The sequence below is a fragment of the Clostridium sp. FS41 genome (genome assembly GCF_000954015.1).
Lineage (GTDB): Bacteria > Bacillota > Clostridia > Lachnospirales > Lachnospiraceae > Enterocloster > Enterocloster citroniae.
This window is the reverse complement of the sequence record NZ_JYHN01000017.1, coordinates 41201-65267: the sequence shown is the minus strand read 5'-3', so window position 1 is coordinate 65267 and position 24067 is coordinate 41201. Positions and strand designations below refer to the sequence as shown.

The window sequence follows — 24067 nt, the reverse complement described above, 5'->3', positions numbered from 1 at the left end:
TGGTAAACAGCGGGAAAATCAATGAAAATTCGTTGGTTTTCCCGCTTATTTTGTTAAGTGAGTCTTGATAAATATATGCCAATATGGTAAAATGACGGTTATGTAATTTATGATGTTATGATATGGAGGAAGATAAAGTGAAAGAACCACAGTACCGCGGCGTGAATGAGCTCCGCCGGATGTTCCTTGAATTCTTTGAGAGTAAGGGACATCTTGCAATGAAGAGCTTTTCCCTGGTCCCGCATAATGATAACAGTCTGCTTCTGATCAATTCAGGTATGGCCCCCTTAAAGCCATATTTTACCGGACAGGAGATTCCGCCCAGAAATCGGGTGACCACCTGCCAGAAGTGTATCCGTACCGGTGATATTGAGAATATTGGCAAGACGGCACGGCACGGCACCTTTTTTGAGATGCTGGGCAACTTTTCCTTTGGGGATTACTTTAAGCACGAGGCGATCCGGTGGACCTGGGAGTTCCTGACCGATGTGGTGGGACTGGATCCTGACAGGCTGTATCCCAGCGTGTATCTGGATGATGATGAAGCCTTTGAGATCTGGAACAAGGAGATTGGTATTCCTGCTGAGCGCATATTTAAATTCGGTAAGGAGGACAACTTTTGGGAGCATGGTTCAGGCCCCTGCGGTCCCTGTTCAGAGGTCTACTATGACAGGGGTGAGGCTTATGGATGCGGTAAGCCCGGATGTACGGTGGGCTGCGACTGCGACCGCTACATTGAAGTGTGGAATAATGTATTCACCCAGTTTGACAATGACGGACATGGGAATTATACGGAATTGGAGCATAAGAACATTGATACAGGCATGGGACTGGAGCGCCTGGCTGTTGTGGTCCAGGGCGTGGACTCCCTGTTTACAGTGGATACCAATAAGGCTCTGCTGGACCGCGTCTGCGAACTGGCTCATACACAGTACCAGAAGGACCATGAGACGGACGTATCCCTGCGTATTGTGGCAGATCATGTTAAATCCTGCACCTTTATGATTTCCGATGGTATCATGCCTTCCAACGAGGGCAGAGGTTATGTGCTGCGCCGCCTTCTGCGCCGTGCCGCACGCCATGGGAGAAAACTGGGGATTGAAGGAAAGTTCCTGGCGGACCTGTCCGGAACCGTAATAGAACTTTGCAAAGATGGATATCCTGAACTGGAGGAGAAGCAGGCCATGATCTTTAAGGTGCTCTCCGAGGAAGAGGACAAGTTCAATAAGACCATTGACCAGGGACTTATGATCCTGGGGGAGATGGAAGAGGAGATGCAAAGCGGCGGGGGAACAACCTTGTCCGGCGCCAACGCATTCAAATTATACGACACCTATGGCTTCCCGCTGGACCTGACAAAGGAGATCCTGGAGGAAAAGGGATACGGGGTGGATGAGGACGGATTTACTGCCTCTATGAAAGAGCAGAAGGATAAGGCCAGAAAAGCCCGCAAGACTACCAACTATATGGGAGCTGATGTGACTGTCTATCAGTCCATCGATCCGGCGATCACAACAGAGTTTATCGGCTATGACAAGCTGACTGCTGATTCCAGGATTTCGGTCCTGACCACGGAGGACGAGCTGGTCCAGGCCCTCACCGATGGACAGAAGGGGACCATTATTGTGGATCAGACTCCTTTCTACGGCACTATGGGCGGACAGCAGGGCGATGTGGGTGTGATCACCAGCCCGGACGGAGCGTTTAAGGTGGAGGATACCATTCATCTGCAGGGCGGCAAAGTGGGCCATGTGGGCGTTATGACAAAGGGAATGTTCCAGGTGGATGATGCAGTCACCCTGTCGGTCTGCGAAAAGAACCGCGCCCTTATCTGTAAGAACCACAGTGCGACCCACCTTCTCCAGAAGGCTTTGCGGATCGTTCTGGGAGGCCACGTGGAGCAGGCTGGTTCCTATGTGGATGCAGGCAGGCTCCGTTTCGACTTTACACATTTCTCAGCCATGACTGCTGAAGAGATCAAGAAAGTGGAAGACCTGGTCAATGAGGAGATCCAGGCTGCCCTCCCTGTCATGACCGAGATCATGACCCTGGAGGAAGCCAAAAAGACAGGCGCCATGGCCCTGTTCGGCGAGAAGTACGGTGACAGTGTGCGTGTAGTTGAGATGGGTGATTTCTCCACCGAACTTTGCGGCGGCACCCATGTTGCCAATACCAGCAACATTGCCTCGTTTAAGATCCTCTCAGAGACAGGCATTGCCGCTGGAGTAAGGCGTATTGAGGCCCTTACCTCAGAGGGGCTGATGAAGCATTATGAGGAGGTTGAGGCCGAGCTTCATGAGGCGGCCAGGACCGCTAAGACAACCCCCGCTTCTCTCACTACCAAGATAGAGGCCCTGCTGGATGAGATCAAGTCCCTTCACGCTGAGAACGAGAAGTTAAAGAGCAAACTGGCTAAGGACTCCCTGGGAGATGTAATGAGCCAGGTAAGGGAAGTAAACGGGGTTAAGGTTCTGGCTTCCAGAGTGGCGGGAGTGGATATGAACGGCCTGCGTGGCCTGGGCGACCAGTTAAAGGATAAATTAGGCGAGGGTGTGGTTGTAATTGCGTCTGAACAGGACGGCAAGGTGAACCTGATGGCAACCGCAACCGATGGTGCCCAGAAGCAGGGCGCCCATGCAGGAAACCTGATCAAGGCCATTGCCGGTCTTGTGGGCGGAGGTGGCGGCGGCCGTCCCAATATGGCTCAGGCAGGAGGAAAGAATCCTGCAGGCATTGAGGATGCCCTTAAGAAGGCCGTTGAAGTGGTTCAGGAACAGACAAAATAGCCCCGATCACCAAAAAAATGCAAAATAACTGTAAGAATTATAAATTTATTCTTGACGTATGGTATTTTTATGCTATAATCATAGCAGTGCGAAAAATACCCAAACAGTTGTATTATGCACAATTACACAACTGGAGGGAGGTTAGGTGTGAGCGATGTCAAACGTAATTGTTAAAGATAACGAGAGCTTAGACAGTGCTTTACGCAGATTCAAAAGAAACTGTGCAAAGGCTGGCATTCAGCAGGAAATTCGTAAGAGAGAGCATTACGAGAAGCCAAGCGTAAGACGTAAGAAAAAGTCTGAAGCTGCTCGTAAGCGTAAATACAACTAATCCGTAATCCGGATTAGCTTGTTAGGTGTAAGAGAAATCAGCTGGTTACCGTGATCCGTCACGGCGGCCAGCTGTTTTTTTCGCGTTTAAATGCACATAAGGGCGGAGTTCCGTTTTGTGGAATCATCCGCCCTCATTTTTATGATTCTATTTCCTTCAGGCTGCAGCCCGGCTCCGCCACCATGGAATAGTTGGTATGATATATAACAAAACCGGGAGCCGAACCGGCTACTTTTTTAATATTCTTCTTCTGGATATAGTCGATCTCCACCTTATCATTGTCCCGGCCTTTTGAATAGTAGGCGGCCAGGGAGCCGGCTTCCTCAAAGACACGGTCGGGAAGTTCCGCCTTTCCCTCGGACCTGACGATCACATGGGAACCGGGAATGCCTTTGGCGTGGAACCACCAGTCGTTTCCGGTGGCCAGTTTAAAGGTCAGTTCCTCATTCTGGTAGTTGTTCTTCCCCACGTAGATGTGGTAGCCGTCTGATGAGAGATAATGGAAGGGTCTGCTGGTGACCTTGGGCTTTTTATCGCTGGGCCTGCGCTTCTTTACATAACCGTACTCCATCAGTTCTTCCTTGATCTGGACCAGATCGTCCTCACCCCGCGCAATATCCAGGGAGGAGCTGATGGACTCCAGATGGTCGATCTCAGCTTTTGTCTCCAGGGTCAGGCCGGCGAGGGCTTCATAGGTCCGCTTCAGCTTGTTGTATTTGTCAAAATGCTTCTTTGCATTGTCCTTGGCTGAAAGCTGGGGATCCAGGGGGATGGTGATCTCTTCATTGGTGTAATAGTTGAGGCAGCGAAATGACGTTTCGCCTCCCACAAGCTCATAACCATAGGTGTTGAGCAGTTCTCCGTAAATTCGGTATTTTTCCTTTTTTTCCGTGTCCTTCAGCTGCTTGAGCTGCAGGTCGTATTTCTTGTAATTGCGCTCCAGCGCGGTCTGGACAATCCGGCGCAGATCTGAGGATTTCTGGCGGATCCTGGTGACCATGTCGCGGGAGGAATAGTAGTTCTCCAAAAGATTGCTGATGGAGGGGATGGTCTCCATGCGGTACTGTGCCCCCTCATAGCAGGTCAGGGGAAATGCCCCATACTCCACAGGTCCATCGGCATCATATATGATGGTCGGGGAAAAATGACCGTCACGTACATCCTCCATCACCAGGCTGAAGGTGCGGTGCAGGTGGATCATCTCAGTCTCGGTAAGCTCATTGGCGGATTGGTCTGAATCAATGGATGCCAGATGGCATATCTCCTCCGCCATGATGGGGCTGATGCCTGTAAGACGGTTGTAAAGGGCTTTTTGTACGGTCATGGGCGCGGCGCCGATAGCGCGGGCAAAATCCTGGGCAGAGATGGTGAGAGGGTCTTCCTTTGCCATGGTCTGGGGGATAAAGTAGGCCCTTCCGGGAAGGACTTCACGAACCGAACTTACCTGGGCGGACACATGCTTGATGCTGTCGATAATGGTTTGGTCTTCTTTGCAGAAAATAATGTTGCTGTGCTTTCCCATGATCTCTACGATCAGTTTTTTCCTGCAAAGGTCCCCCATTTCATCCAGGTGCTCCAGTTCAAACTGGATGATGCGTTCCAGGCCGGGCTGGCTGACCGTTACGATCCTTGCGCTGCCGATGTGCTTTCGCAGCAGCATGCAAAAGCCCGGGGCCGTCATGGGACTGGGTTTGTTCCCTGCCGTGAGATAGATCAGGGGAAGGCTTGCGCTGGCGGAAATCTGAAGCCTGTAATTCTCCTTGTTATTTTTAATGGCAATGAGCAGTTCGTCCTTTTCGGGCTGGGCGATCTTGGAGATGCGTCCTCCCTCCAGGGTGTTCTTAAACTCATGTACCAGGCTGGCTATGGTAATACCGTCAAATGCCATAAATACACACTCCTGTCAGGCCTGTTTTGGCAGGAAGGCCCGGTAAAAAAGAGCCTGTCCATGGCCATGGCCATTGATTATAAGGATATCATAAAATGGGGCATAAGAAAAGGGCAAGAATTTTTCTTACAATACACTGGTTGACTTGAATCCCCAGATGAATTATAATACTATCTAACTATGGATAAAAGCGAAAGAGAGGCACTCGTTATGTTAAAAAGCATGACTGGTTTCGGCAGGTGCGAGAATATAACCGATGAATATAAGATTTCTGTCGAAATGAAGGCCGTGAATCACAGATATCTGGATCTGAGTATTAAGATGCCAAAGAAGTTCAATTATTTTGAAGCTTCGATCAGGACCCTTCTTAAGAAATATATCCAGAGAGGAAAGGTTGACCTGTTCATCAATTACGAGGATTATACAGAGGGCAACCTGTGCCTTAAGTATAACCGGGCGCTGGCAGCTGAATATATGGACTATTTCAACAGGATGGCAGAAGAATTTGACATACAAAATGACGTCAAGGTCTCCACACTTGCCAAGTTTCCGGAGGTCTTCTCCATGGAGCAGGTTCCGGATGATGAGGAGCATCTTTGGGAGATCCTGTCCGTTGCCCTTGAGGAGGCGGCTGAAATGTTCGTCCGGTCCAGGGAAGCGGAGGGTGAGCATTTAAAGAAAGACCTGTTAGGAAAACTGGATTACATGACCGGTCTGGTGGACTACATTGAGGAGCGTTCGCCCCAGATACTTGGGGAGTACCGGGCCAAGCTGGAGTCAAAGGTGCAGGACCTGTTAAGCACAACGGCCATTGACGAGGGAAGGATTGCGGCTGAAGTTACAATCTTTGCGGATAAGATCTGCGTGGACGAGGAGACCGTTCGTCTCAGAAGTCATATTGAAAATACAAAGCAGGAACTCTTAAGCGGGGAAAGCATTGGCCGCAAGCTGGATTTCATCGCCCAGGAGATGAACCGGGAAGCCAATACCATCCTGTCTAAATCCACGGATCTCTCCATTTCGGACAAGGCAATTGCTCTGAAGACCGAGATTGAGAAAGTCAGGGAGCAGATACAGAATATTGAATAGGCTGATACCATCAGAACATTGAAAAGTCAGGGGAGTATACCATGAGCCATCAGGGAATATTAGTGGTTGTATCCGGGTTTTCCGGTGCAGGCAAGGGAACACTTATGAAGGAACTGCTGAAGCAGTATGACAACTATGCGCTGTCTGTATCAGCTACCACAAGACAGCCAAGGGAAGGCGAGAGGGATGGGGAGGATTATTTCTTTGTATCCAGGGAGCATTTCCAACAGATGATAGAGGAGAACAAACTGGTGGAGTATGCCCAGTATGTGAACCATTACTACGGGACTCCCAAGGAGTACGTTGACAAGAAGATGTCCGAGGGCAAGGACGTGATCCTGGAGATCGAGATCCAGGGCGCGCTGAAGGTGAAGAAACGCTTCCCTGACGCCCTGCTTTTGTTTGTGACACCGCCCAGCGCGGAGGAACTGCGCCGCCGCCTGGTAGGGAGAGGAACAGAGACCATAGAGGTGATCAATGCAAGGCTGCGCCGCGCGGCTGAGGAAGCGGCAGGCATGGAGGCATACGACTATCTGCTGATCAATGATGAGATCCAGCCCTGTGTGGAGCAGATGCATCAGCTGATCCAGCTTCAGCACAGCAAGACATCTTACCATCTGGATTTCCTCAGCAGGATGCGGGAGGATCTCTACCACCTGGATGACAGGTGATCAAATATAAAAACTGAAAGGGGAATGTAATATGTTACATCCATCATACACAGATTTAATTGACGTAGTAAACAGCGATATCGAGCCGGGAGAGCAGCCGGTTGTACAGAGCCGCTATTCCATCGTGATAGCAGCCTCCAGAAGGGCCAGACAGATCATCGGAGGGGAGGACCCCATGGTGGCCGGTGCGGCAGGGAAGAAGCCCTTATCCATTGCTATTGATGAACTGTATCATCAGAAGGTAAAGATCCTTCCTGAAGAGGAAGAAGTGTCAGAGGAAGATCAGGACCAGAACCAGAACGCATAAAATCATAAGCCGTCTCCTGTACAGTGCAGCAGACAGGGTCATGCCCGGTGCTGCGCTGGAGCCTGTTTGAACATCCGTTCCCCAAGTGTGACACACCTTTGGCGGAAAGAGGATTTCAGACATGCCCTAAGACAGGGATGGCTTAAATGTTTATTAGGAGTAAATTTTATATATGGAAAACATAAAATTATTTTGTGTATCCCTGGGATGCGACAAGAACCTTGTGGATACGGAGAAAATGCTGGGGCTGTTAAACGGCCTGGGCCTTACCTTTACAGATGATGAGACTGAGGCGGATGTGATCCTTGTCAATACATGCTGCTTTATCGGGGATGCCAAGGAGGAGAGCGTCAACACGATCCTGGAAATGGCCCGGTACAGGGAGGAGGGGCGGTGCAGGGCGCTGATCGTGGCGGGCTGCCTGGCTCAGAGATATAAGCAGGAGATCCTTGACGAGATACCGGAGGTGGACGCCATTTTGGGAACCACTTCCTATGAGGAGATAGCCAAAGTGCTGGAGCAGGTCCTGGAAGGGGAAGATAATACTCATATTGCCTGTTTCCATGGACTGGAGGAACTGCCTGACGCCAAGGCCAAGCGCGTGGTGACCACCGGAGGATATTATGCATTTTTAAAGATTTCTGAAGGATGTGATAAGCGCTGCACCTACTGCATCATCCCTTATCTCAGAGGACCTTACCGCAGCGTACCCATAGAAGAACTGGTGGAGGAGGCATCCCAGCTGGCCAGGGACGGGGTAAAGGAACTGATCCTGGTGGCCCAGGAGACAACTCTATACGGAAAGGATATCTATGGTGAGAAATCCCTTCCAAGGCTTCTCCATGAGCTTGGAAAGATCCCGGGCATCCAGTGGATCCGGATCCAGTACTGTTATCCGGAGGAAATTACGGACGAGCTGATCGAGGCCATACGGACCGAGGAAAAGGTGTGCCATTACCTGGATATCCCCATCCAGCATGCCAGCGACCGGATCTTAAAGCGCATGGGCCGCAAGACCAACCGGGCAGAGCTGACCGAGCGGATAGGCAGCCTTCGCCGTGCCGTGCCGGATATCGCTCTCAGGACCACCCTGATCTCCGGGTTCCCGGGAGAGACGGAGAGCGACCATGAGGAACTGATGGACTTTGTCAATGAGATGGAGTTTGAGCGTTTGGGTGTATTTACCTACTCCGCAGAGGAGGATACGCCAGCCTATTCCTATCCGGACCAGGTGCCTCAGGAGCTGAAGGAGGAGCGCAGGGGCGAACTGATGGAACTGCAGCAGGACATTGCCTTTGAGCACTGTGAAAATATGGTGGGGCAGGTGCTGACGGTCCTGATCGAGGGCAAAGTGGTGGATGAGCCGGTCTATGTGGGAAGGACTTACATGGATGCACCTAATGTGGACGGAATGATATTTGTGAGTACAGATACGGTTTCCCGGTCCGGTCAGGCGGGAAACGGTGTGGAACTGATGTCCGGCGACTTTGTAAGGGTAAAGGTGACAGGAGCCGCTGAATATGATCTGATAGGAGAGGTGTATGATGAATCTGCCCAATAAACTGACGATTATAAGAGTGTGTATGATTCCTTTTTTTGTAGCCGCATTGCTGTTTGACCATGGCGATAACTATACCATGCGTATTGTAGCAAATGTCCTGTTTATTGTAGCCAGTCTTACGGACCTGTTTGACGGCAAGATTGCCAGGAAATACAATCTGGTGACTAATTTCGGCAAATTCATGGACCCTTTGGCAGATAAACTGCTGGTCTGTTCCGCCCTGATCTGCCTTATTGAGCTGGGACAGCTTCCGGCCTGGGTCGTGATCATTATCATCAGCCGTGAGTTCATTATCAGCGGGTTCCGTCTGGTGGCCGCGGATAACGGGGTGGTCATAGCTGCCAGCTACTGGGGGAAGTTTAAGACTACCTTTCAGATGATCGCTGTTATCCTGCTTATTTTTAATATCCCTGCCCTGGGCATGGTGACCAATATCACTGTGGTCATAGCCGTGGCCCTGACCATCATTTCACTGGTGGATTATGTGGCAAAGAATTATAAGATCCTTACAGAGGGGGGCATGTAGGATGACGGTAGAGCTGATTTCCGTGGGTACGGAACTGCTGATGGGCAATATTGTGAACAGTAATACCCAGTTTCTGGCAGAAAAATGTGCCATGCTTGGTCTGGACATGTATTACCAGGTGACGGTGGGAGATAATTACGGACGTATGAAGGAGGTTGTCAAGACAGCCCTGGGGCGTTCCGACATCATCATACTTACAGGCGGACTGGGCCCCACGGAGGATGATCTGACCAAGGAAGTGTGCGCAGATGTCATGGGCATGGAACTGGTGGAGGATCTTCATACCAGAAAACATCTTGAAGCATTTTTTGAACATAACATATACAGGGAAATACCGGATAACAACTGGAAGATGGCCACCGTGCCCTCCGGCGCCCTGGTGCTGGACAACGGCAACGGCATGGCGCCGGGACTGATACTGGAAAAGGACGGCAAGGCCGCCATCCTCCTTCCCGGACCGCCGGGAGAACTGTACCCCATGTTTGAACAGCAGGTATTTCCATGGCTGTCCGGGCGCCAGCAGTCTGTTCTGGTATCCAGGATGGTAAAAATATGCGGGTGCGGGGAGAGCCAGGTGGAGGAAAGGATTCTGGACCTGATCGACAGTCAGACGAATCCTACCATTGCAACTTATGCCAAGACGGCGGAGGTACACCTGCGCATCACTGCCAGGGGCGCCACGGAGGAAGAGGCCGGCCGGCTGATTGAGCCTGTGCTGGAGGAAGTCAAGGACAGGTTTAAAGAAAAGATCTACACCACGGATGAACACGTGAACCTGGAGACAGCGGTGGTGGAACTCCTTAAGAAACACCGCCTTACCATTTCCACGGCTGAATCATGCACAGGGGGAATGGTGGCTGCAAAGCTGGTAAACGTATCCGGAGTTTCCCAAGTATTTATGCAGGGAATGGTCACCTACTCCAATGAAGCCAAGATGGGACTGCTGGGAGTGAAGGAGGACACGCTGAGAACTTACGGAGCGGTCAGCGAAGAGACCGCAAAGGAGATGGCCTCAGGGGGCGCTGCCGCCAGCGGCACTGATGTGTGTGTTGCCATCACCGGCCTTGCAGGCCCTGAGGGAGGCACGGACAGGAAACCGGTGGGCCTGGTATATATGGCATGCTGCATACAGGGAAATGTGGCTGTGAGGGAATATCATTTTAAGGGCAACAGGGATAAGATACGGGAACAATCCATGATGAAAGCCCTGGACCTGGTGCGCCTGTGCATACTGGATCATGAGGCATCCAGATAATATAAATCACGGAGGCGTTTGAATTTTGGAATCAAGAAGAATCAAAAGACAGCTGTCAGCGGCCTGCAATTACTCCTATACGCGGCTGGCCCTGAATTATTATATGTACTACGAGACATCGCTTGAGGATTCGCTGTTAGGCGGCCGGCTGGCTCCTCTGGGGACTTGTTTTCATGCTCTTTTAAAGGGGTTCCTGGATGGAAACCATGATGTGGACCGCCTGGAGGAACTGAGAAACCGGGTGACCTGCGAGATGGAGGCGGCCACGGCATATACGGATGTATTCCAGGCATATGAATATGTGCTGAACCGTCTGGAAGGCCGTTATGCGCCCCAGCTTCTGGGAGCGGAGGCAGGGGCAGCCCATGAGGATGATATGACGCAGCGCATCATGGACTATATCACGGAAACGGATGAGGCCATGACCATCAATGAACGGATCCGCCTTGTTTTGGGCCAGCTTCCTGTGCGCATGACAAAGCATAAGTTTTTTTCCCTGGTGGAGGAAGGCATGTCCGTCTATAAAGGGGGAAGCAGGGAGGGCTTAAAGGATATGATCTATATCCTGCGCTCCGAGGCATTGTTAAATACCCCAAAGGACATGGTGACCGGGTATGAACAGCTCCACTCCATTTTGGAGGAATTTAAGGGGGCCGACTACAAGGGGATGGAGCCGGAACAGTTCCGCCATCTCACCCAGCAGATGACGGACGCGGGCAGAATCCTGATGGAGGACACTGCCCGGCTTATGCTGCTTATGGAATTGGTAAATGACCTGTATGTGCTTCTTATATCCAGGGACTGCGCCATGATGGAGGTATCCGAGGAGCAGCGCCTGAACGCCATACTTTCCACTGTTCTTTCTCTGTTTGAGGAGGGAAAGAACCAGCCGATCCCGGAAACCGTGACGGACAGCCTGCCACATCTTGAGGGAAAGCAGGAAACATATTTTGAGCAGTGGATGCAGGACGGACTTTGCGCCCGGGAACTGCAGGAGATGAAAAAGCAGGAAGGGGATGCAAAAAAACTGTACCAGGTGGAGCTGCTTTTGTCAGGCAGTTCCTTTATGTCCCTGAATCCCTCCGGGCCGGAGGCGGATCAAACCGTGGACAGCGCTGTGCTCAAAGGGGAATTGGATCTCCTTTTTGAGGAACTGGCACGTTCCTTTGAAGGCCAGCCTAAAGTGCTGGTCCGGGCCATTATGGCCAAGGTCCTTTCCTGCCTTCCTGTTTTCTTTGAATCTCTGGATGAGGTGCGGGAATATGTAAAAAACAGTCTTGTAAGCTGTACGGATGAAATGGAGAAAGCCGTTACCATGAAGCTGATCGGCGATATGATGGAAGAGTAAAAAACTGTGGTCTGATGGATGAAACGCAGTAAGGCAGGGAGTGGATTTATGCGCTGGTGGAAGCATTTGTATATGGGGGACAGGGCCATGAAAAACAGGCCTAATGTCCTTAGAGGGATCCGGGAGGGAAAGGTAATGCCGGACACTTATGTGATTACTCTTCCTGAGAGTGGGAATCATATACTTGACATACGTCCTGTGCTGCTTTTGAAAAAGGAGGAGCGGGAGGAGGATAAGTTTCTGGTCCTGGGGGTGGCCAGCGGATACGGTGAAGCGGCTGAGGTGGTGCGTACCATGGTGGACGATATGTTCCGTCTCACAGGGACCTTTGACTGGAATGCCTTTATGCGCTGCCTGGACGATGGGGACGGGAAGGCTGCGTCCGGGGAAAGTGCTCATTGCGAGGAGGCACAATGATTCATATTCTGCTTATGATATTGAAAATAATCGGAATCATCCTGCTGGTGATCCTGGGGCTCCTGCTCTTTGTCCTGCTGGTGGTTTTGTTTGTCCCGGTGCGCTATAAGCTGGAGGGCGCCTGGCATGGAAAGCCGGAGGGCGTGCTGAGAGCCGGCTGGTTTCTGCATATCCTGTCATTTCGGGCCCTTTACACAAGAGAGGGCGGTCTTAAGATGATCTTTAAGGTCTTTGGCTTTGACCTGCTGAAAGAGCGGAAACGCGGCGTGGCAGAAGCAGTGGAGCATGGCGCAGAGGATTTGATGGGGGACGAGGAACAGAGCCTGTATGACGAACTCCAGGAGGATGAGGCCAGATACAGGAAAGCGGCCCGGGAGAGGGCTTCCAAACCATCGGACAGTCCGGACGGAACAGAACTTGGGGATGGATCTTCTGGGGCTATCTCCAGTGGGGACGGTCATAAAGGGGATGACACGTCAGGGAATGACACGCCGGGGGATGATGTGACAAAAGACACACCGACCCGGGATCAGTCAGGCGGGATCTTTGGTAAACTCCGGTCATTGCAGGAGCGCATAGCAGCCGGGATAAAGGGCTTGTGGGAGAAACTTAAGTTTTCTTTTGCCGGATTTTGTGGTAAGCTAAAAGGGATACAGGCCTTTGTACAGGATAAAAAACAGTGGTTGGAGGATGAAAAGAACCAGGCATCCATCAAACTTCTTTTTAGGCAGACCAGACGTCTTATAGCCCATATATGGCCGGTAAAAGGAAAGGGAACCCTTACCTTTGGCTTCGATGACCCGTATACCACAGGCCAGGTGCTTCAGGCAGTGAGCCTGATCTACCCTTTTTACCATAAGCAGCTGACCGTGCGCCCTGTGTTTGATGAAAAAGTACTGGATGCAGAGGGAAGCTTCAGGGGACGGATACGGCTGGCCGTGGTTTTGTGGCTGGCGTTTCAGGTTTATCTGGATAAACATACCCGCAGGATGATCCGCGGTTTTATAAAATAAAAGAGAAGAGGACATACTATGGCAGAGAATCAGTTCACATCTACAATAGAGACATTATTCAAGGGCATGGACCAGTTTGTCACCACAAAGACCGTGGTGGGGGAACCTGTGCAGGTTGGAGAGACCATTATTGTCCCACTCATTGACGTAACCTGCGGAATGGCGGCCGGAGCATTTGCGGAAGGAAGCAAGCAGAAGCAAAAGGGCGGCGGCGGTATGAGCGCCAAGATGAGTCCAAGCGCCGTGCTGGTGATCCAGAACGGGGTCACTAAGCTGGTAAATGTAAAGAACCAGGATGCCATCACCAAGGTGATCGATATGGCTCCTGATTTTATCAATAAGTTTATGGGCGGCAAACCGGTTGTGTCGGAGGAGACCGTGCAGGCGGCTAAGGATACGGCTGCTGCCTATGACACCGGAAAGACCGAGCATGTGGATCTATAGGATGGGCGTAAACAGGCGCAGCGTGGCAGGTTAAGTGTCACGCTGTTTTTTGGTCTGCAGCCATGAGAGGGAGAAAAGTTGGTCAAAGTGGTCAAAGTTTGCAGACACCCTCTTGCCATTCGTTTACAATTGGGCGAAGGAGCCTTATGCTGACGCCGGGCTGCCGCATTGAACTGGATACCTCGGAAAAGAACCTGCTGGCAGCCTCTGTGGCAGCTCACGGTCTGTAAATACAACAAGTCAGGAAAAGGAGGATAAAATAATAATGCAGAGGATCGAAACCGTTACCATTATCGGACTGGGAAGAACCGCCAGGGCCGCTGCTGCCTATCTTATGGACAAAGGAGTACATGTAACCATGTGGGGGCGCAGCAGGGACCGTGTAAATGAAATCCGGGAGCATGGGATGGAAATCACAGGCTGCTGCATGGGACACTACTGCCCGGAAACAACAGATGACCTGGCGCAGGGGCTGGAGCATGCACAGCTGGTCCTTGTTATGACCCTGGCGTCAGGGCACCGTGACGTGGCCCGGCAGATGAAGGGATGCCTGCGGCCGGGACAGGACATATTGATATTTAACGGGAACTGGGGAGCCTACGAATTCTATCAGGAACTGGGAAATGTATGGAAATCCCATCAGATCACCATTGGGGAAACGGGCAGCATGCTTTTTCTGGCAGACTATGCTGAGGGGGCATGCCATGTTAAAAGCATCAAGAAAGAGATCGGTGCTGCCGCGGTTCCTGCATCTGAGACCTCTGCAATGTGCGGCAGGCTTAAGCAGCTGTTTCCCCAGCTTGTGCCGGAAGAAAATGTGATCAGCACGTCCATCAATTCTTCCAATCCGGTTATGCACGTTCCCGTCACCCTGTTTAATATCACAAGGATGGAAAATGGGGAGGACTATTCCTTTTACGGTGACGCTGCCACCAAAAAGGTTCTGGGGGTAGTGGAAAAGGCGGACAGGGAACGCTGTGATGTGGCCCGGGCAGCAGGAGTGAAACCCAAAAGCTGCCTGGAGATCATTAACAGCTTTTGGCCGAACAAGTACGATACACTGTTTGAGGCAATCAAGAATAACCAGGCATACGTATCAGGCAAAGGACCAAGGTCCATAAAACACAGATACCTGGAAGAGGATATTCCTTTTGGGATTGCGCCCATTGCCCGTCTGGGGCGGATGTTTGGGGTGGCAACCCCATGTATTGATGTGCTGCTGGATGCTTTTGGGGTTTTGCTGGATGTGGATGCTGCCAAAGATGCGCCCTGCTTCTCGGCAGGAATTTTGCAGGAACTGTCAAAGGATTGATGGTAATGAATCCTGAAATTCTGCATATGATGAAGTATAGCTTGTTGCAGAATGGGGGATATGATTAGATATGAAAAGAATATGCGGACTTATGCTGTTCTGCTTCGGACTGGGGATGGCAGTTCTGCTCTTTATTCCGGAGACAATCTTTACCTTCCTGTTCGTTATCGGCTGTCTTGTATTGGGATATAATCTTTTTTGCTGTTGATAGAGCGAATCGAAGAGGAATAAAAAGAAGAACATGGAGCCATCAGGCTGCTGGAGGACAGCGGCCCGGTGGCTCTTTAGGATGTTTTGATTGAAATAAAATAAAACAAAAAAGAAGACATTGCCAAAGCTGTCATAAGCTTCGCAATGTCTTCATCCGTGACTTGAATTCTGTTTCATTAAGCTCTTTCTACAAGGCCGGAACGTAAGCAGGAAGTACATACGTACATTCTCTGGGTCCCACCGTTTACCTTGACTTTAACAGACTTAACGTTCGCTTTCCACATCTTGTTGGATCTTCTATGGGAATGGCTCACTTTGTTACCGAAATGAGCTGCCTTTTCACAGATTACACACTTAGCCATACTATTGCACCTCCTTAGCACGTTACTTGGATTCTTATGTTTTAGAAAAATCCACAACAAATGTATGATACCAGAATCTGATAAAATTTGCAAGTGAAAAAACAAAAATTTATTTCTTTTTTTCAGAAAATAGTGTATACTGTCTCTAGTAAAGGAATCTTCGCAATACAAATGCCTAAAAAACCGGCTGAGTATGGCGGGGTACTTTCGCATATAAACGTCCAAAGAACAGACGCTTATATGCTCAATGTAAAGATTGGAGGCATGTGTATGAAGGGAAGAATCAGCAATAAGATGGGTGAAATACAGATCAACCCGGACGTGATTGCTTTATATGCAGGAACCATCGCGGTAGAGTGTTTTGGCATTGTCGGTATGGCGGCAGTCAGCATGAAAGACGGGCTGGTCAAACTGTTGAAAAGAGAGAGCCTGACTCATGGTATAAATGTGGTTATTAATGATAACAGGATATCCTTTGATTTTCATGTAATCGTATCCTATGGGGTCAGCATATCCGCAGTATCTGACAACTTAATCGAAAGCGTGAAATATAGAGTAGAAGAATTCACCGGCATGGAGGTTGAGAAGATCAACATCTTTGTGGAAGGTGTGAGAGTGATTGATTAGGAGGAAGTAACTTGTGGGTATAAGTACGATTGATGCCGGAATGCTAAAGAACGCGTTCCTGGCAGGAGCAAAGGGCCTGGAGGCTAAGAAAGACTGGATCAATGAACTGAATGTATTCCCTGTCCCTGACGGGGATACGGGAACTAATATGACACTTACGATCATGGCGGCAGCCAGGGAAGTGGCGGAGCTTGATAATCCCACCATGGACCAGCTTGCAAAGGCTATTTCATCCGGATCACTGAGGGGGGCAAGAGGTAACTCAGGCGTTATCCTGTCTCAGCTCCTTAGAGGATTTACAAAGGAGATCAAATCAGTCACGGAGATAGATACCACCACCCTGGCCAATGCTATGGTGAGAGGCACGGAGACAGCGTATAAGGCTGTTATGAAGCCAAAAGAGGGTACGATCCTGACGGTTGCCAAAGGCATGTCGGATAAGGCCCTGGAGATGGCTTCCCAGACAGATGATATAGAAGAATTTGCAAGGGTGATCATCGAACACGGTGACTACGTACTGAGCCAGACTCCGGAGATGCTCCCTGTACTAAAGCAGGCGGGCGTGGTGGATTCCGGCGGCCAGGGCCTGATGCAGGTGGTAAAGGGTGCAGTGGACGGCCTTTTGGGAAAGACGGTGGACCTGTCGCTGAATACGGAACCGGAACAGAGAGAAGAACCCCCCCGGGCAGCAGCGTCCAGATCAGACATTGATACTGCTGATATCAAGTTTGGGTACTGCACGGAATTTATCATTAACCTGGAAAAGGAATACTCGGATCAGGATGAGACTGAATTGAAAGCATACCTGGAATCCATCGGGGATTCCCTGGTGGTGGTGTCGGATGACGAGATCGTAAAGGTTCATGTGCACACCAACCATCCGGGCCTTGCTTTTGAGAAGGCATTGACCTTTGGTTCCCTGTCCCGCATGAAGGTTGATAATATGAGGGAGGAGCACCAGGAACGGGTCATCAAGGATTCTGAGAGGATGGCCAGGGAGCAGGCTGCGCAGAATCTGGCAGACACACAGGCGGAGCCGGAAGAACGCAAAGAGTACGGTTTTATCGCAGTGTCCAGCGGTGACGGGCTCAGCGAGATCTTTAAGGGAATCGGGGCCGACTACCTGATTGAGGGCGGCCAGACCATGAATCCCAGCACCGAGGATATGCTCAATGCCATTGACAAGGTGAATGCTGAGAATATTTTTATCCTTCCAAATAATAAGAACATTATTATGGCGGCCCAGCAGGCCAGGGATCTGACAGAAGATAAGAACATCATTGTCATCCCTTCCAGGACCGTGCCACAGGGGATCACCGCACTGGTGAACTTTATGCCGGACCTGTCGGCAGAGGAAAACCTGAACAATATGACTGAGGAAATGCTCAATGTAAAAACAGCCCAGATCACCTATGCGGTGCGTACCACTAAGATAGACGGCATGGACATAGAAGAAGGGGACATCATGGCCATTGGGGACCAGGGTATGCTGGCGGCAGGAAAGTCGGTTGAGAGCGTTGCAATGGATGCGCTGGACGCCATGCTGGATCAGGATTCCGAACTGGTTACCGTGTATTACGGATGTGATGTGCCTCAAAACGCGGCAGAAAGCCTGATACACCGGGCGGCACAGCTGTATCCTGATAAGGAGATCGAACTCCAGTACGGAGGTCAGCCTATCTATTATTATATGATTTCTGCCGAGTAGGCAGGGGTCTGCAGACAAAAGAGATTGAGGGAGAACATAAGACATGGCGCGATGGGTTCGGGATGAGAGATTGAATCAGCCTCAGGAATTTGTCCAATTTCTGATGGAAGATTATTTGAATAAGAATGGTTTTAAAAAGAAGACCCATAAAGGTGAAGAGGTGTGGCAGGAGGGGGATGGATTCCTGCTCTCGGCCCGCTTTATACGATATGAGTATTCCGGCGGCAGCCTGCACCTGGAGGCATGGATCGGAAAGCACAGGGAGAACCCGCTTAAGGGCTTTATGGGAGCCCTGCCCAAAAAGATGTTCAGGGAAAGCCTGGAAGAACTCATAAGCCTTCTCCACCAGCCCCTTCCTCAGGGACAGGAGCAGCCGGGGGACCATGTGGTCACCGTAACGGTGGTGGACCACGGAAAATATGCAGTGCCATCCATGGTCCTGTCCATACTGGGAATCGTGATGGGGCTCTTGGTGCCTATTCTGGGGATTCTGTTTGGCGGCCTGGGCATTTCCTTTGGCCAGAAAGCCAGGAATTCTTCCAAGAATAACATTGCCAGGGCAGCTGTGATACTTGGCACTATTGCCATGGTAATAGCCCTTGTGGTCTATATCATTGGTTTGGTAATGGTATTATTCGCTTATGCAATTTAAAAATAAAGGAGAGATGACGTATGAATGAAGAAATGATGAACCGGTCTTATGAAGTACAGGTAGAAGGAGAATCCCTGGGACATTACACTGCTAAAACCTTTGGCTGGATGTTTGCGGGCCTTCTGATCACGTTTGTGGTAGCCGTGGGGGGATATATGACAAGGGCCATCGCTTATGTGTATGCGATCCCTTACTGGCATTATATCCTGCTGGCTGCAGAGCTGGGCGTAGTGATATTCCTTTCAGCCAGGATCGAGAAGATGTCCGTTGGCATGGCCAGAGCCCTGTTCTTCCTGTATGCGGCTCTTAACGGAATCGTATTCTGTGCGTACCTGATCGTATTTGACCTGACCATTCTGTGGACCGTGTTTGGTATCACATCTGTATTTTTCGGGATCATGGCATTGATCGGCTGGTTTGGCAATATCAACTTTGCAAAGATCCGTCCGTTTATGATGGGCGGTCTGATCTTCCTGGTGTTCTTCTGGCTGCTGGCCATGTTTATTGACCTCAGCGCCTTTGAGACAACGGTATCCATGATCGGGATTTTCCTGTTCCTGATCTTTACGGCATATGACACCAAGAAGATCCAGGCATACCATGCATATTACGGCCAGGTGCCGGAGATGGCTGCCAAAGCATCCATTTTCGCAGCGCTTCAGCTGTATTTGGATTTCATCAACCTGTTTATCTATCTGCTGCGCGTGTTGGGACGCAGAAAGAGCTGATGGTTCTTTGAAACGGACTCGGATCAGGAGATTCAGACAGGCGGTAAGAAAAGATCATACATGACATCACCGCGATGTAGGCAGCTGCTGTGCCCTTTAGAGGATACGGCAGCTGCTTTTTACTTGACGGAAATTGGTTTGCGGCCGTATGGATAAAAGACCATACTGATGGGAGATAACATGGAAAGCGATAACATTGAGAGAGACAACTATATACTGGGAATGGATATAGGCGGAACTAAATCAGCAGTCCTTCTGGCAAGGACTGGCAGAAAGAAAACGGATGGAATTGAGTTTTTGGAGCGGTGCGCGGTTCCCACAAAGGGAAGCTGGCAAGAGGTACTGGGTATCCTTGCCCTGCGTGGAGGGGAGATGGTGAAACGCCACGGCATCCTGCCGGACGATTGTGTGATCGGTATTTCCTGCGGCGGTCCGTTGGACAGCGGCAGTGGAGTGATACTTTCTCCGCCAAATCTTCCGGGCTGGGATGAGGTTCCCATCACGGAATACATGGAACAAAAACTGGGAATGCCGGCAAGGCTTAAGAATGATGCAGATGCGTGCGCACTGGCCGAGTGGAGATACGGGGCGGGACAGGGCTGCCGCCATATGATATTCCTGACCTTTGGAACAGGGCTGGGGGCTGGGCTGATCCTAAACGGCAGGCTGTACCAGGGGGCCTGCGGCATGGCTGGGGAAGCAGGGCATATCCGGCTGGATCAGGATGGACCGGTGGGGTATGGGAAAGCGGGAAGCTTTGAAGGGTTTTGCAGCGGCGGAGGAATCGCGCAGCTGGCGAGACGAATGGCTGCTGAAGCCCTTAAAGAGGGGAAAAACGTGTCTTATTCAGGGAAAAAGGGGCTGGATTTCATTACGGCAAAGGATGTGGCAGAGGCGGCGGAGTGCGGCATGGAGGATGCCCTTCAGGTCTATGGATGTTCAGGAAGATACTTTGGCCGCGGCCTTGCAGTCCTCATTGATATCCTTAACCCGGAGCGGATTGTGGTGGGGAGCATATTTGCCAGGTCAGGGAAGCTGATGAGAGAGGAGATGGAAAAGGAACTTAGAAAGGAAGCCTTACCTGAGTCCCTTGCCGCCTGTACCATTGTGCCCGCTGCGCTGGGGGATCGGATTGGGGATTATGGGGCAGTGGTGGCAGCATTGGAATGATAGTTCCAGCCAAGGGTGACACACAGCTGCCGGAAAGCAATTTTCAAACACACTCTAGTCAAAATCAGGAAAAGATTGTATAATGCAAGAATCGAGTATTGTTTATGAAAGGGGAGCACATATGTTAATTGGAGCATTGGAAGCAGGCGGAACAAAGATGGTGTGTGCCATTGGAACGGAAGACGGGACCATACTGGAGCAGATTTCCATTCCCACCACCACACCTGAGGAGACGATTCCAAAACTAATTGAATATTTTAAGGATAAAGAGATCGCAGCATTGGGCGTGGGCGCATTTGGACCAGTGGATGTGAATACAAAATCGGAAACCTTTGGTTATATTCTGGACACGCCCAAGCTGGCATGGCGCCATAAGGACCTGATCGGCGGCCTGAGGGATGCGCTGAAGGTACCGGTGGGGCTGGATACGGATGTGAATGGATCCTGCCTGGGAGAAGTGACCTATGGATGCGCCAAAGGGCTGGACAGCGTGATCTATATTACCATAGGAACCGGTGTTGGTGTGGGCGCCTGGGTAAACGGAGGCCTTCTCCACGGTATGCTGCACCCCGAGGGCGGACATGTTTTTCTGGTACGCCATCCTGAGGATCCGGAGGGAGGCATCTGCCCGTATCACAAGAACTGTCTGGAGGGCTTTGCAAGCGGTCCCTCCATTGAAAAAAGATGGGGCAAAAAGGCAGTGGACCTGGTGGACAATAAGGAGGCCTGGGAGCTGGAGAGTTACTATATTGCCCAGTCTCTGGTGGACTACATCCTTTTACTTTCACCCCAGAAGATCATATTGGGCGGAGGTGTCATGCATCAGATGCAGCTGTTCCCCATGATCCGGGAAAAGGTGCTGGAGCAGCTGAACGGTTATATTAACACAAAGGAACTGCAGGACATGGAGAATTATATTGTTCCGGCCAGCCTGAATGATGACCAGGGTATTATGGGATGCATCAAGCTGGGGCTGAATGCCCTGGAGGCTTCACGCTAAGGTTACTTCAGGAGGTTTATGGATTAAATGTTAAACTCACAGCCGATCCACTCATTAAAGGGGATTGGCGAAAAGACAGGAAAATTATTTGAAAAGCTGGGCATTTTCACCATTGATGATCTGCTTACCTACTACCCAAGGGCTTATGACGCCTATGAAGCGCCGGTCCCCATTGGCCAGCTGAAGGAACAGACCGTAATGGCGGTGGAATCGGTATTGGTCAAAAGCGCGGACCTGCTGCGCCTGAACCATATGCAGATCGTGTCGGTGCAGCTCAGGGACCTGACCGGCTCCCTGCAGGTGACCTGGTTTAATATGCCCTATATGCGGGCTAACCTGAAGTCCGGGGAAACATATGTATTCCGGGGCAGGGTGGTAAAGAAGCGGGGACGCCTGGTCATGGAACAGCCCGAGGTGTTTTCGCCTGAGGCATATGAGGCAGTGGTCCACTCCATGCAGCCGGTATACGGGCAGACCAGGGGACTGAGCAATAAAACCATTGTCAGGGCCGAGCAGCAGGCCCTTGAAGTAAGGAAGATGGAGCGGGAGTATATGCCTGCCGGGCTCAGAAGAAAATATGAGCTTGCGGAAATTAATTATGCCCTGGAGCATATCCATTTTCCTGCGGACCAGACAGAACTTTTATTTGCCAGGAAGCGCCTGGTGTTTGATGAATTCTTTATGTTCCTGGTGGGAGTCAGAAGACTGAAGGAACACAGGGAGGACAAGCGTTCCGCCTATACCATGGAGCGGGCAAGGGAGGTAAGTGGCCTGAAGGCCAAACTTCCCTACGCTCTGACCGGCGCTCAGGAGCGCGCCCTGGAGGAAGTGTATAGGGATATGGAGAGCGGCCTTGTCATGAACCGCCTGATTCAGGGGGATGTTGGTTCCGGTAAGACCATTATCGCCATTCTGGCCCTTTTGCAGGCTGCATATAATGGATACCAGGGCGCCCTTATGGTACCCACGGAAGTGCTGGCCAGGCAGCATCTGGAATCCATGACCGCGCTGTTTGAGGAACAGGGCATTTCTAAGGTTCCCGTGTTGGTAACAGGATCCATGACAGCAAAGGAAAAACGTCTGGCCTATGAAAAGATAGCAAACCATGAGGCGGATATTATCATCGGAACCCATGCGCTGATACAGGAAAAGGTGATCTATGACAATCTGGCCCTTGTGATCACGGATGAGCAGCACAGGTTTGGAGTGGGACAGCGGGAAATGCTAAGCGGCAAAGGAAATGAACCCCATGTGCTGGTTATGAGCGCCACACCGATCCCCAGAACCCTGGCTATTATCATCTACGGTGATCTGGACATATCTGTGATTGATGAACTTCCGGCCGGCCGCCAATCCATTAAAAACTGTGTGGTGGACGCAGGATACCGCCCCAAGGCATATTCCTTTATCCAGAAACAGGTGGAGGAGGGCCATCAGGCTTATGTGATCTGTCCCATGGTGGAGGCCAGCGAGATGATCGAGGCGGAGAATGTGCTGGACTATGCGAAGACTCTGAGAAAAGAACTGCCTCCTTCCATTGTGGTGGAGCATCTTCACGGCAAGATGAAGGCAAAGGAAAAAAATGCGGTCATGGAACGGTTTGCGGCAGGAGAGATCCATGTGCTGGTCTCCACCACCGTCATTGAGGTGGGGGTAAATGTTCCCAATGCAACGGTTATGATGATTGAAAATGCGGAACGCTTTGGTCTTGCCCAGCTTCATCAGCTGAGAGGCCGGGTGGGGCGCGGCAAGGCACAGTCCTACTGTATCATGGTGAACTGCTCCCATGATGAAAGCACCGGGGAGCGTCTGGATATATTGAACCGATCCAATGATGGGTTTTATATCGCATCGGAAGATTTAAAGCTTCGTGGACCGGGCGATATATTCGGCATGAGGCAGAGCGGTGATATGGAATTTAAGCTGGCGGATATTTTTACAGATGCCAATATACTGAAAAGGGTTTCGGAGGAAGTGAATGACCTGCTGGATGCAGATCCGCTCCTGGAACTGGATGAGCACAGGGAATTGAAACGGAAAATAGAGGATTACCTGGGCGCCAATTATGAAAAACTGAACCTTTAATATATATGCAAACGCTGTGAAAGGAGAGTTACAAAATGAATGAGACAATGAATACCATACTTACCAGGAGAAGCACAAGGAAATTCTTAAACAAACCCATTCCGGATGAAGACCTGCAGCAGGTGATCCAGGCAGCCCTGCATGCGCCCAGCGGCATGGGAAAGCAGACCTGGCAGTTCACGGTGGTCAAAAACAGGGAAAAGATCCAGGAACTGGCTTCAGTGATCAGGACAGTCCTTAACCGGGAAGGTTATGATATGTACCAGCCGGAAGTTCTTGTGATTCCGTCCAATGACAGGGAGAGCCCGTTTGGAAGGGAAGATAATGCGTGTGCGATGGAAAATATTTTCCTGGCAGCCCATTCCATGGGAATCGGTTCTGTATGGATCAACCAGCTGCAGGGAATCTGTGATGACCCCGCTGTACGCCAGGTGCTTTCATCCCTTGGCATTCCCCAGGGCCATGTGGTTTATGGAATGGCAGCTCTTGGATATGCGGATGATGAGAAGGCGGAGAAAGAGCGGATTGGCAGGGTTGTGATCGTAGAATAAAAGATTTTAGAAAATACAAAGTACAA

Annotated in this window: 24 protein-coding genes; 22 read left to right on the top strand and 2 right to left on the bottom strand. The window is 50.7% G+C overall.

All coding sequences use genetic code 11. The features are described from left to right. The first annotated feature begins 137 nt into the window (after positions 1-137). Both alaS and rpsU read left to right on the top strand, forming a co-directional pair. Positions 138-2786, top strand: a complete 2649-nt coding sequence (gene alaS, locus CLFS41_RS02345) for an alanine--tRNA ligase (RefSeq protein ID WP_007864270.1) — start codon at positions 138-140, stop codon at positions 2784-2786. Positions 2787-2940: 154 nt separating this feature from the next. Beyond that, positions 2941-3117, top strand: coding sequence for a 30S ribosomal protein S21 (gene rpsU / locus CLFS41_RS02340; protein ID WP_003504099.1), 177 nt, complete (start codon positions 2941-2943; stop codon positions 3115-3117). 139 nt (positions 3118-3256) lie between these two features. On the opposite strand, the gene CLFS41_RS02335 is transcribed toward rpsU, so the two are convergent. Next, a complete protein-coding gene (locus CLFS41_RS02335; RefSeq protein WP_045091336.1) occupies positions 3257-5005 on the bottom strand; it encodes an NFACT RNA binding domain-containing protein in 1749 nt (582 codons plus the stop codon). Between the two features lie 210 nt (positions 5006-5215). Here CLFS41_RS02335 and CLFS41_RS02330 point away from each other — a divergent pair, with 210 nt between their 5' ends. From CLFS41_RS02330 to CLFS41_RS30360, 12 genes are all read left to right on the top strand, one after another. Continuing rightward, a complete protein-coding gene (locus tag CLFS41_RS02330) occupies positions 5216-6094 on the top strand; it encodes a YicC/YloC family endoribonuclease (protein WP_045091335.1) in 879 nt (292 codons plus the stop codon). Positions 6095-6135: 41 nt separating this feature from the next. Then, positions 6136-6765: a guanylate kinase gene (gene gmk, locus CLFS41_RS02325; RefSeq protein WP_007864277.1), complete on the top strand. Its 630-nt coding sequence runs from the start codon at positions 6136-6138 to the stop codon at positions 6763-6765. A gap of 31 nt (positions 6766-6796) precedes the next feature. Next, positions 6797-7072 carry a DNA-directed RNA polymerase subunit omega gene (rpoZ, locus tag CLFS41_RS02320; protein WP_045091334.1) on the top strand — a complete coding sequence of 92 codons (276 nt, stop codon included), beginning with the start codon at positions 6797-6799 and terminating at the stop codon, positions 7070-7072. A gap of 181 nt (positions 7073-7253) precedes the next feature. Further along, positions 7254-8633, top strand: coding sequence for a 30S ribosomal protein S12 methylthiotransferase RimO (rimO, locus tag CLFS41_RS02315; RefSeq protein WP_040416807.1), 1380 nt, complete (start codon positions 7254-7256; stop codon positions 8631-8633). After that, positions 8617-9159, top strand: a complete 543-nt coding sequence (pgsA, locus tag CLFS41_RS02310) for a CDP-diacylglycerol--glycerol-3-phosphate 3-phosphatidyltransferase (protein ID WP_045091333.1) — start codon at positions 8617-8619, stop codon at positions 9157-9159. Before rimO ends, pgsA begins: the two co-directional genes overlap by 17 nt. 1 nt (position 9160) lies before the next feature. Further along, complete coding sequence (locus CLFS41_RS02305; protein WP_045091332.1) at positions 9161-10414, top strand: competence/damage-inducible protein A; 1254 nt, start codon at positions 9161-9163, stop codon at positions 10412-10414. 25 nt (positions 10415-10439) lie between these two features. Then, positions 10440-11762: a hypothetical protein gene (locus CLFS41_RS02300; RefSeq protein ID WP_045091331.1), complete on the top strand. Its 1323-nt coding sequence runs from the start codon at positions 10440-10442 to the stop codon at positions 11760-11762. A gap of 18 nt (positions 11763-11780) precedes the next feature. Continuing rightward, positions 11781-12179 (top strand): hypothetical protein, encoded by a 399-nt coding sequence (locus tag CLFS41_RS02295; protein ID WP_227161294.1) that lies wholly within the window; start codon positions 11781-11783, stop codon positions 12177-12179. Beyond that, the gene (locus CLFS41_RS02290) at positions 12176-13192 is read left to right on the top strand and encodes a DUF2953 domain-containing protein (protein WP_045091329.1); all 1017 of its coding nucleotides are present in this window, start codon (positions 12176-12178) and stop codon (positions 13190-13192) included. The genes CLFS41_RS02295 and CLFS41_RS02290 overlap by 4 nt, the downstream gene beginning before the upstream one ends. An 18-nt stretch (positions 13193-13210) precedes the next feature. Continuing rightward, on the top strand, positions 13211-13636 hold the full coding sequence (locus tag CLFS41_RS02285; RefSeq protein WP_045091328.1) for a GerW family sporulation protein: 426 nt from the start codon (positions 13211-13213) through the stop codon (positions 13634-13636). Positions 13637-13901: 265 nt separating this feature from the next. Further along, positions 13902-14948: an NAD/NADP octopine/nopaline dehydrogenase family protein gene (locus CLFS41_RS02280; RefSeq protein WP_045091327.1), complete on the top strand. Its 1047-nt coding sequence runs from the start codon at positions 13902-13904 to the stop codon at positions 14946-14948. 70 nt (positions 14949-15018) lie between these two features. Continuing rightward, entirely contained in the window at positions 15019-15156 is a 138-nt protein-coding gene (locus tag CLFS41_RS30360) for a hypothetical protein (RefSeq protein ID WP_166436606.1), read from the top strand. Between the two features lie 178 nt (positions 15157-15334). On the opposite strand, the gene rpmB is transcribed toward CLFS41_RS30360, so the two are convergent. Next, positions 15335-15520, bottom strand: a complete 186-nt coding sequence (rpmB, locus tag CLFS41_RS02275) for a 50S ribosomal protein L28 (protein WP_007864321.1) — start codon at positions 15518-15520, stop codon at positions 15335-15337. Between the two features lie 270 nt (positions 15521-15790). Here rpmB and CLFS41_RS02270 point away from each other — a divergent pair, with 270 nt between their 5' ends. From CLFS41_RS02270 to CLFS41_RS02235, 8 genes are all read left to right on the top strand, one after another. Further along, a complete protein-coding gene (locus tag CLFS41_RS02270; RefSeq protein ID WP_007864323.1) occupies positions 15791-16147 on the top strand; it encodes an Asp23/Gls24 family envelope stress response protein in 357 nt (118 codons plus the stop codon). 13 nt (positions 16148-16160) lie between these two features. Further along, positions 16161-17855, top strand: coding sequence for a DAK2 domain-containing protein (locus CLFS41_RS02265; protein WP_007864324.1), 1695 nt, complete (start codon positions 16161-16163; stop codon positions 17853-17855). 43 nt (positions 17856-17898) lie between these two features. Beyond that, positions 17899-18507: a DUF4190 domain-containing protein gene (locus CLFS41_RS02260; protein ID WP_045091326.1), complete on the top strand. Its 609-nt coding sequence runs from the start codon at positions 17899-17901 to the stop codon at positions 18505-18507. A 20-nt stretch (positions 18508-18527) separates the two neighbouring features. Beyond that, positions 18528-19235 carry a Bax inhibitor-1/YccA family protein gene (locus CLFS41_RS02255; protein ID WP_007864326.1) on the top strand — a complete coding sequence of 236 codons (708 nt, stop codon included), beginning with the start codon at positions 18528-18530 and terminating at the stop codon, positions 19233-19235. 180 nt (positions 19236-19415) lie between these two features. Continuing rightward, the gene (locus CLFS41_RS02250) at positions 19416-20405 is read left to right on the top strand and encodes an ROK family protein (protein WP_045091325.1); all 990 of its coding nucleotides are present in this window, start codon (positions 19416-19418) and stop codon (positions 20403-20405) included. Between the two features lie 121 nt (positions 20406-20526). Then, complete coding sequence (locus tag CLFS41_RS02245) at positions 20527-21405, top strand: ROK family protein (RefSeq protein WP_007864328.1); 879 nt, start codon at positions 20527-20529, stop codon at positions 21403-21405. A gap of 27 nt (positions 21406-21432) precedes the next feature. Further along, on the top strand, positions 21433-23490 hold the full coding sequence (gene recG, locus CLFS41_RS02240) for an ATP-dependent DNA helicase RecG (RefSeq protein ID WP_007864329.1): 2058 nt from the start codon (positions 21433-21435) through the stop codon (positions 23488-23490). A 35-nt stretch (positions 23491-23525) separates the two neighbouring features. Further along, the gene (locus CLFS41_RS02235) at positions 23526-24041 is read left to right on the top strand and encodes a nitroreductase family protein (RefSeq protein ID WP_007864330.1); all 516 of its coding nucleotides are present in this window, start codon (positions 23526-23528) and stop codon (positions 24039-24041) included. Positions 24042-24067 lie beyond the last annotated feature (26 nt).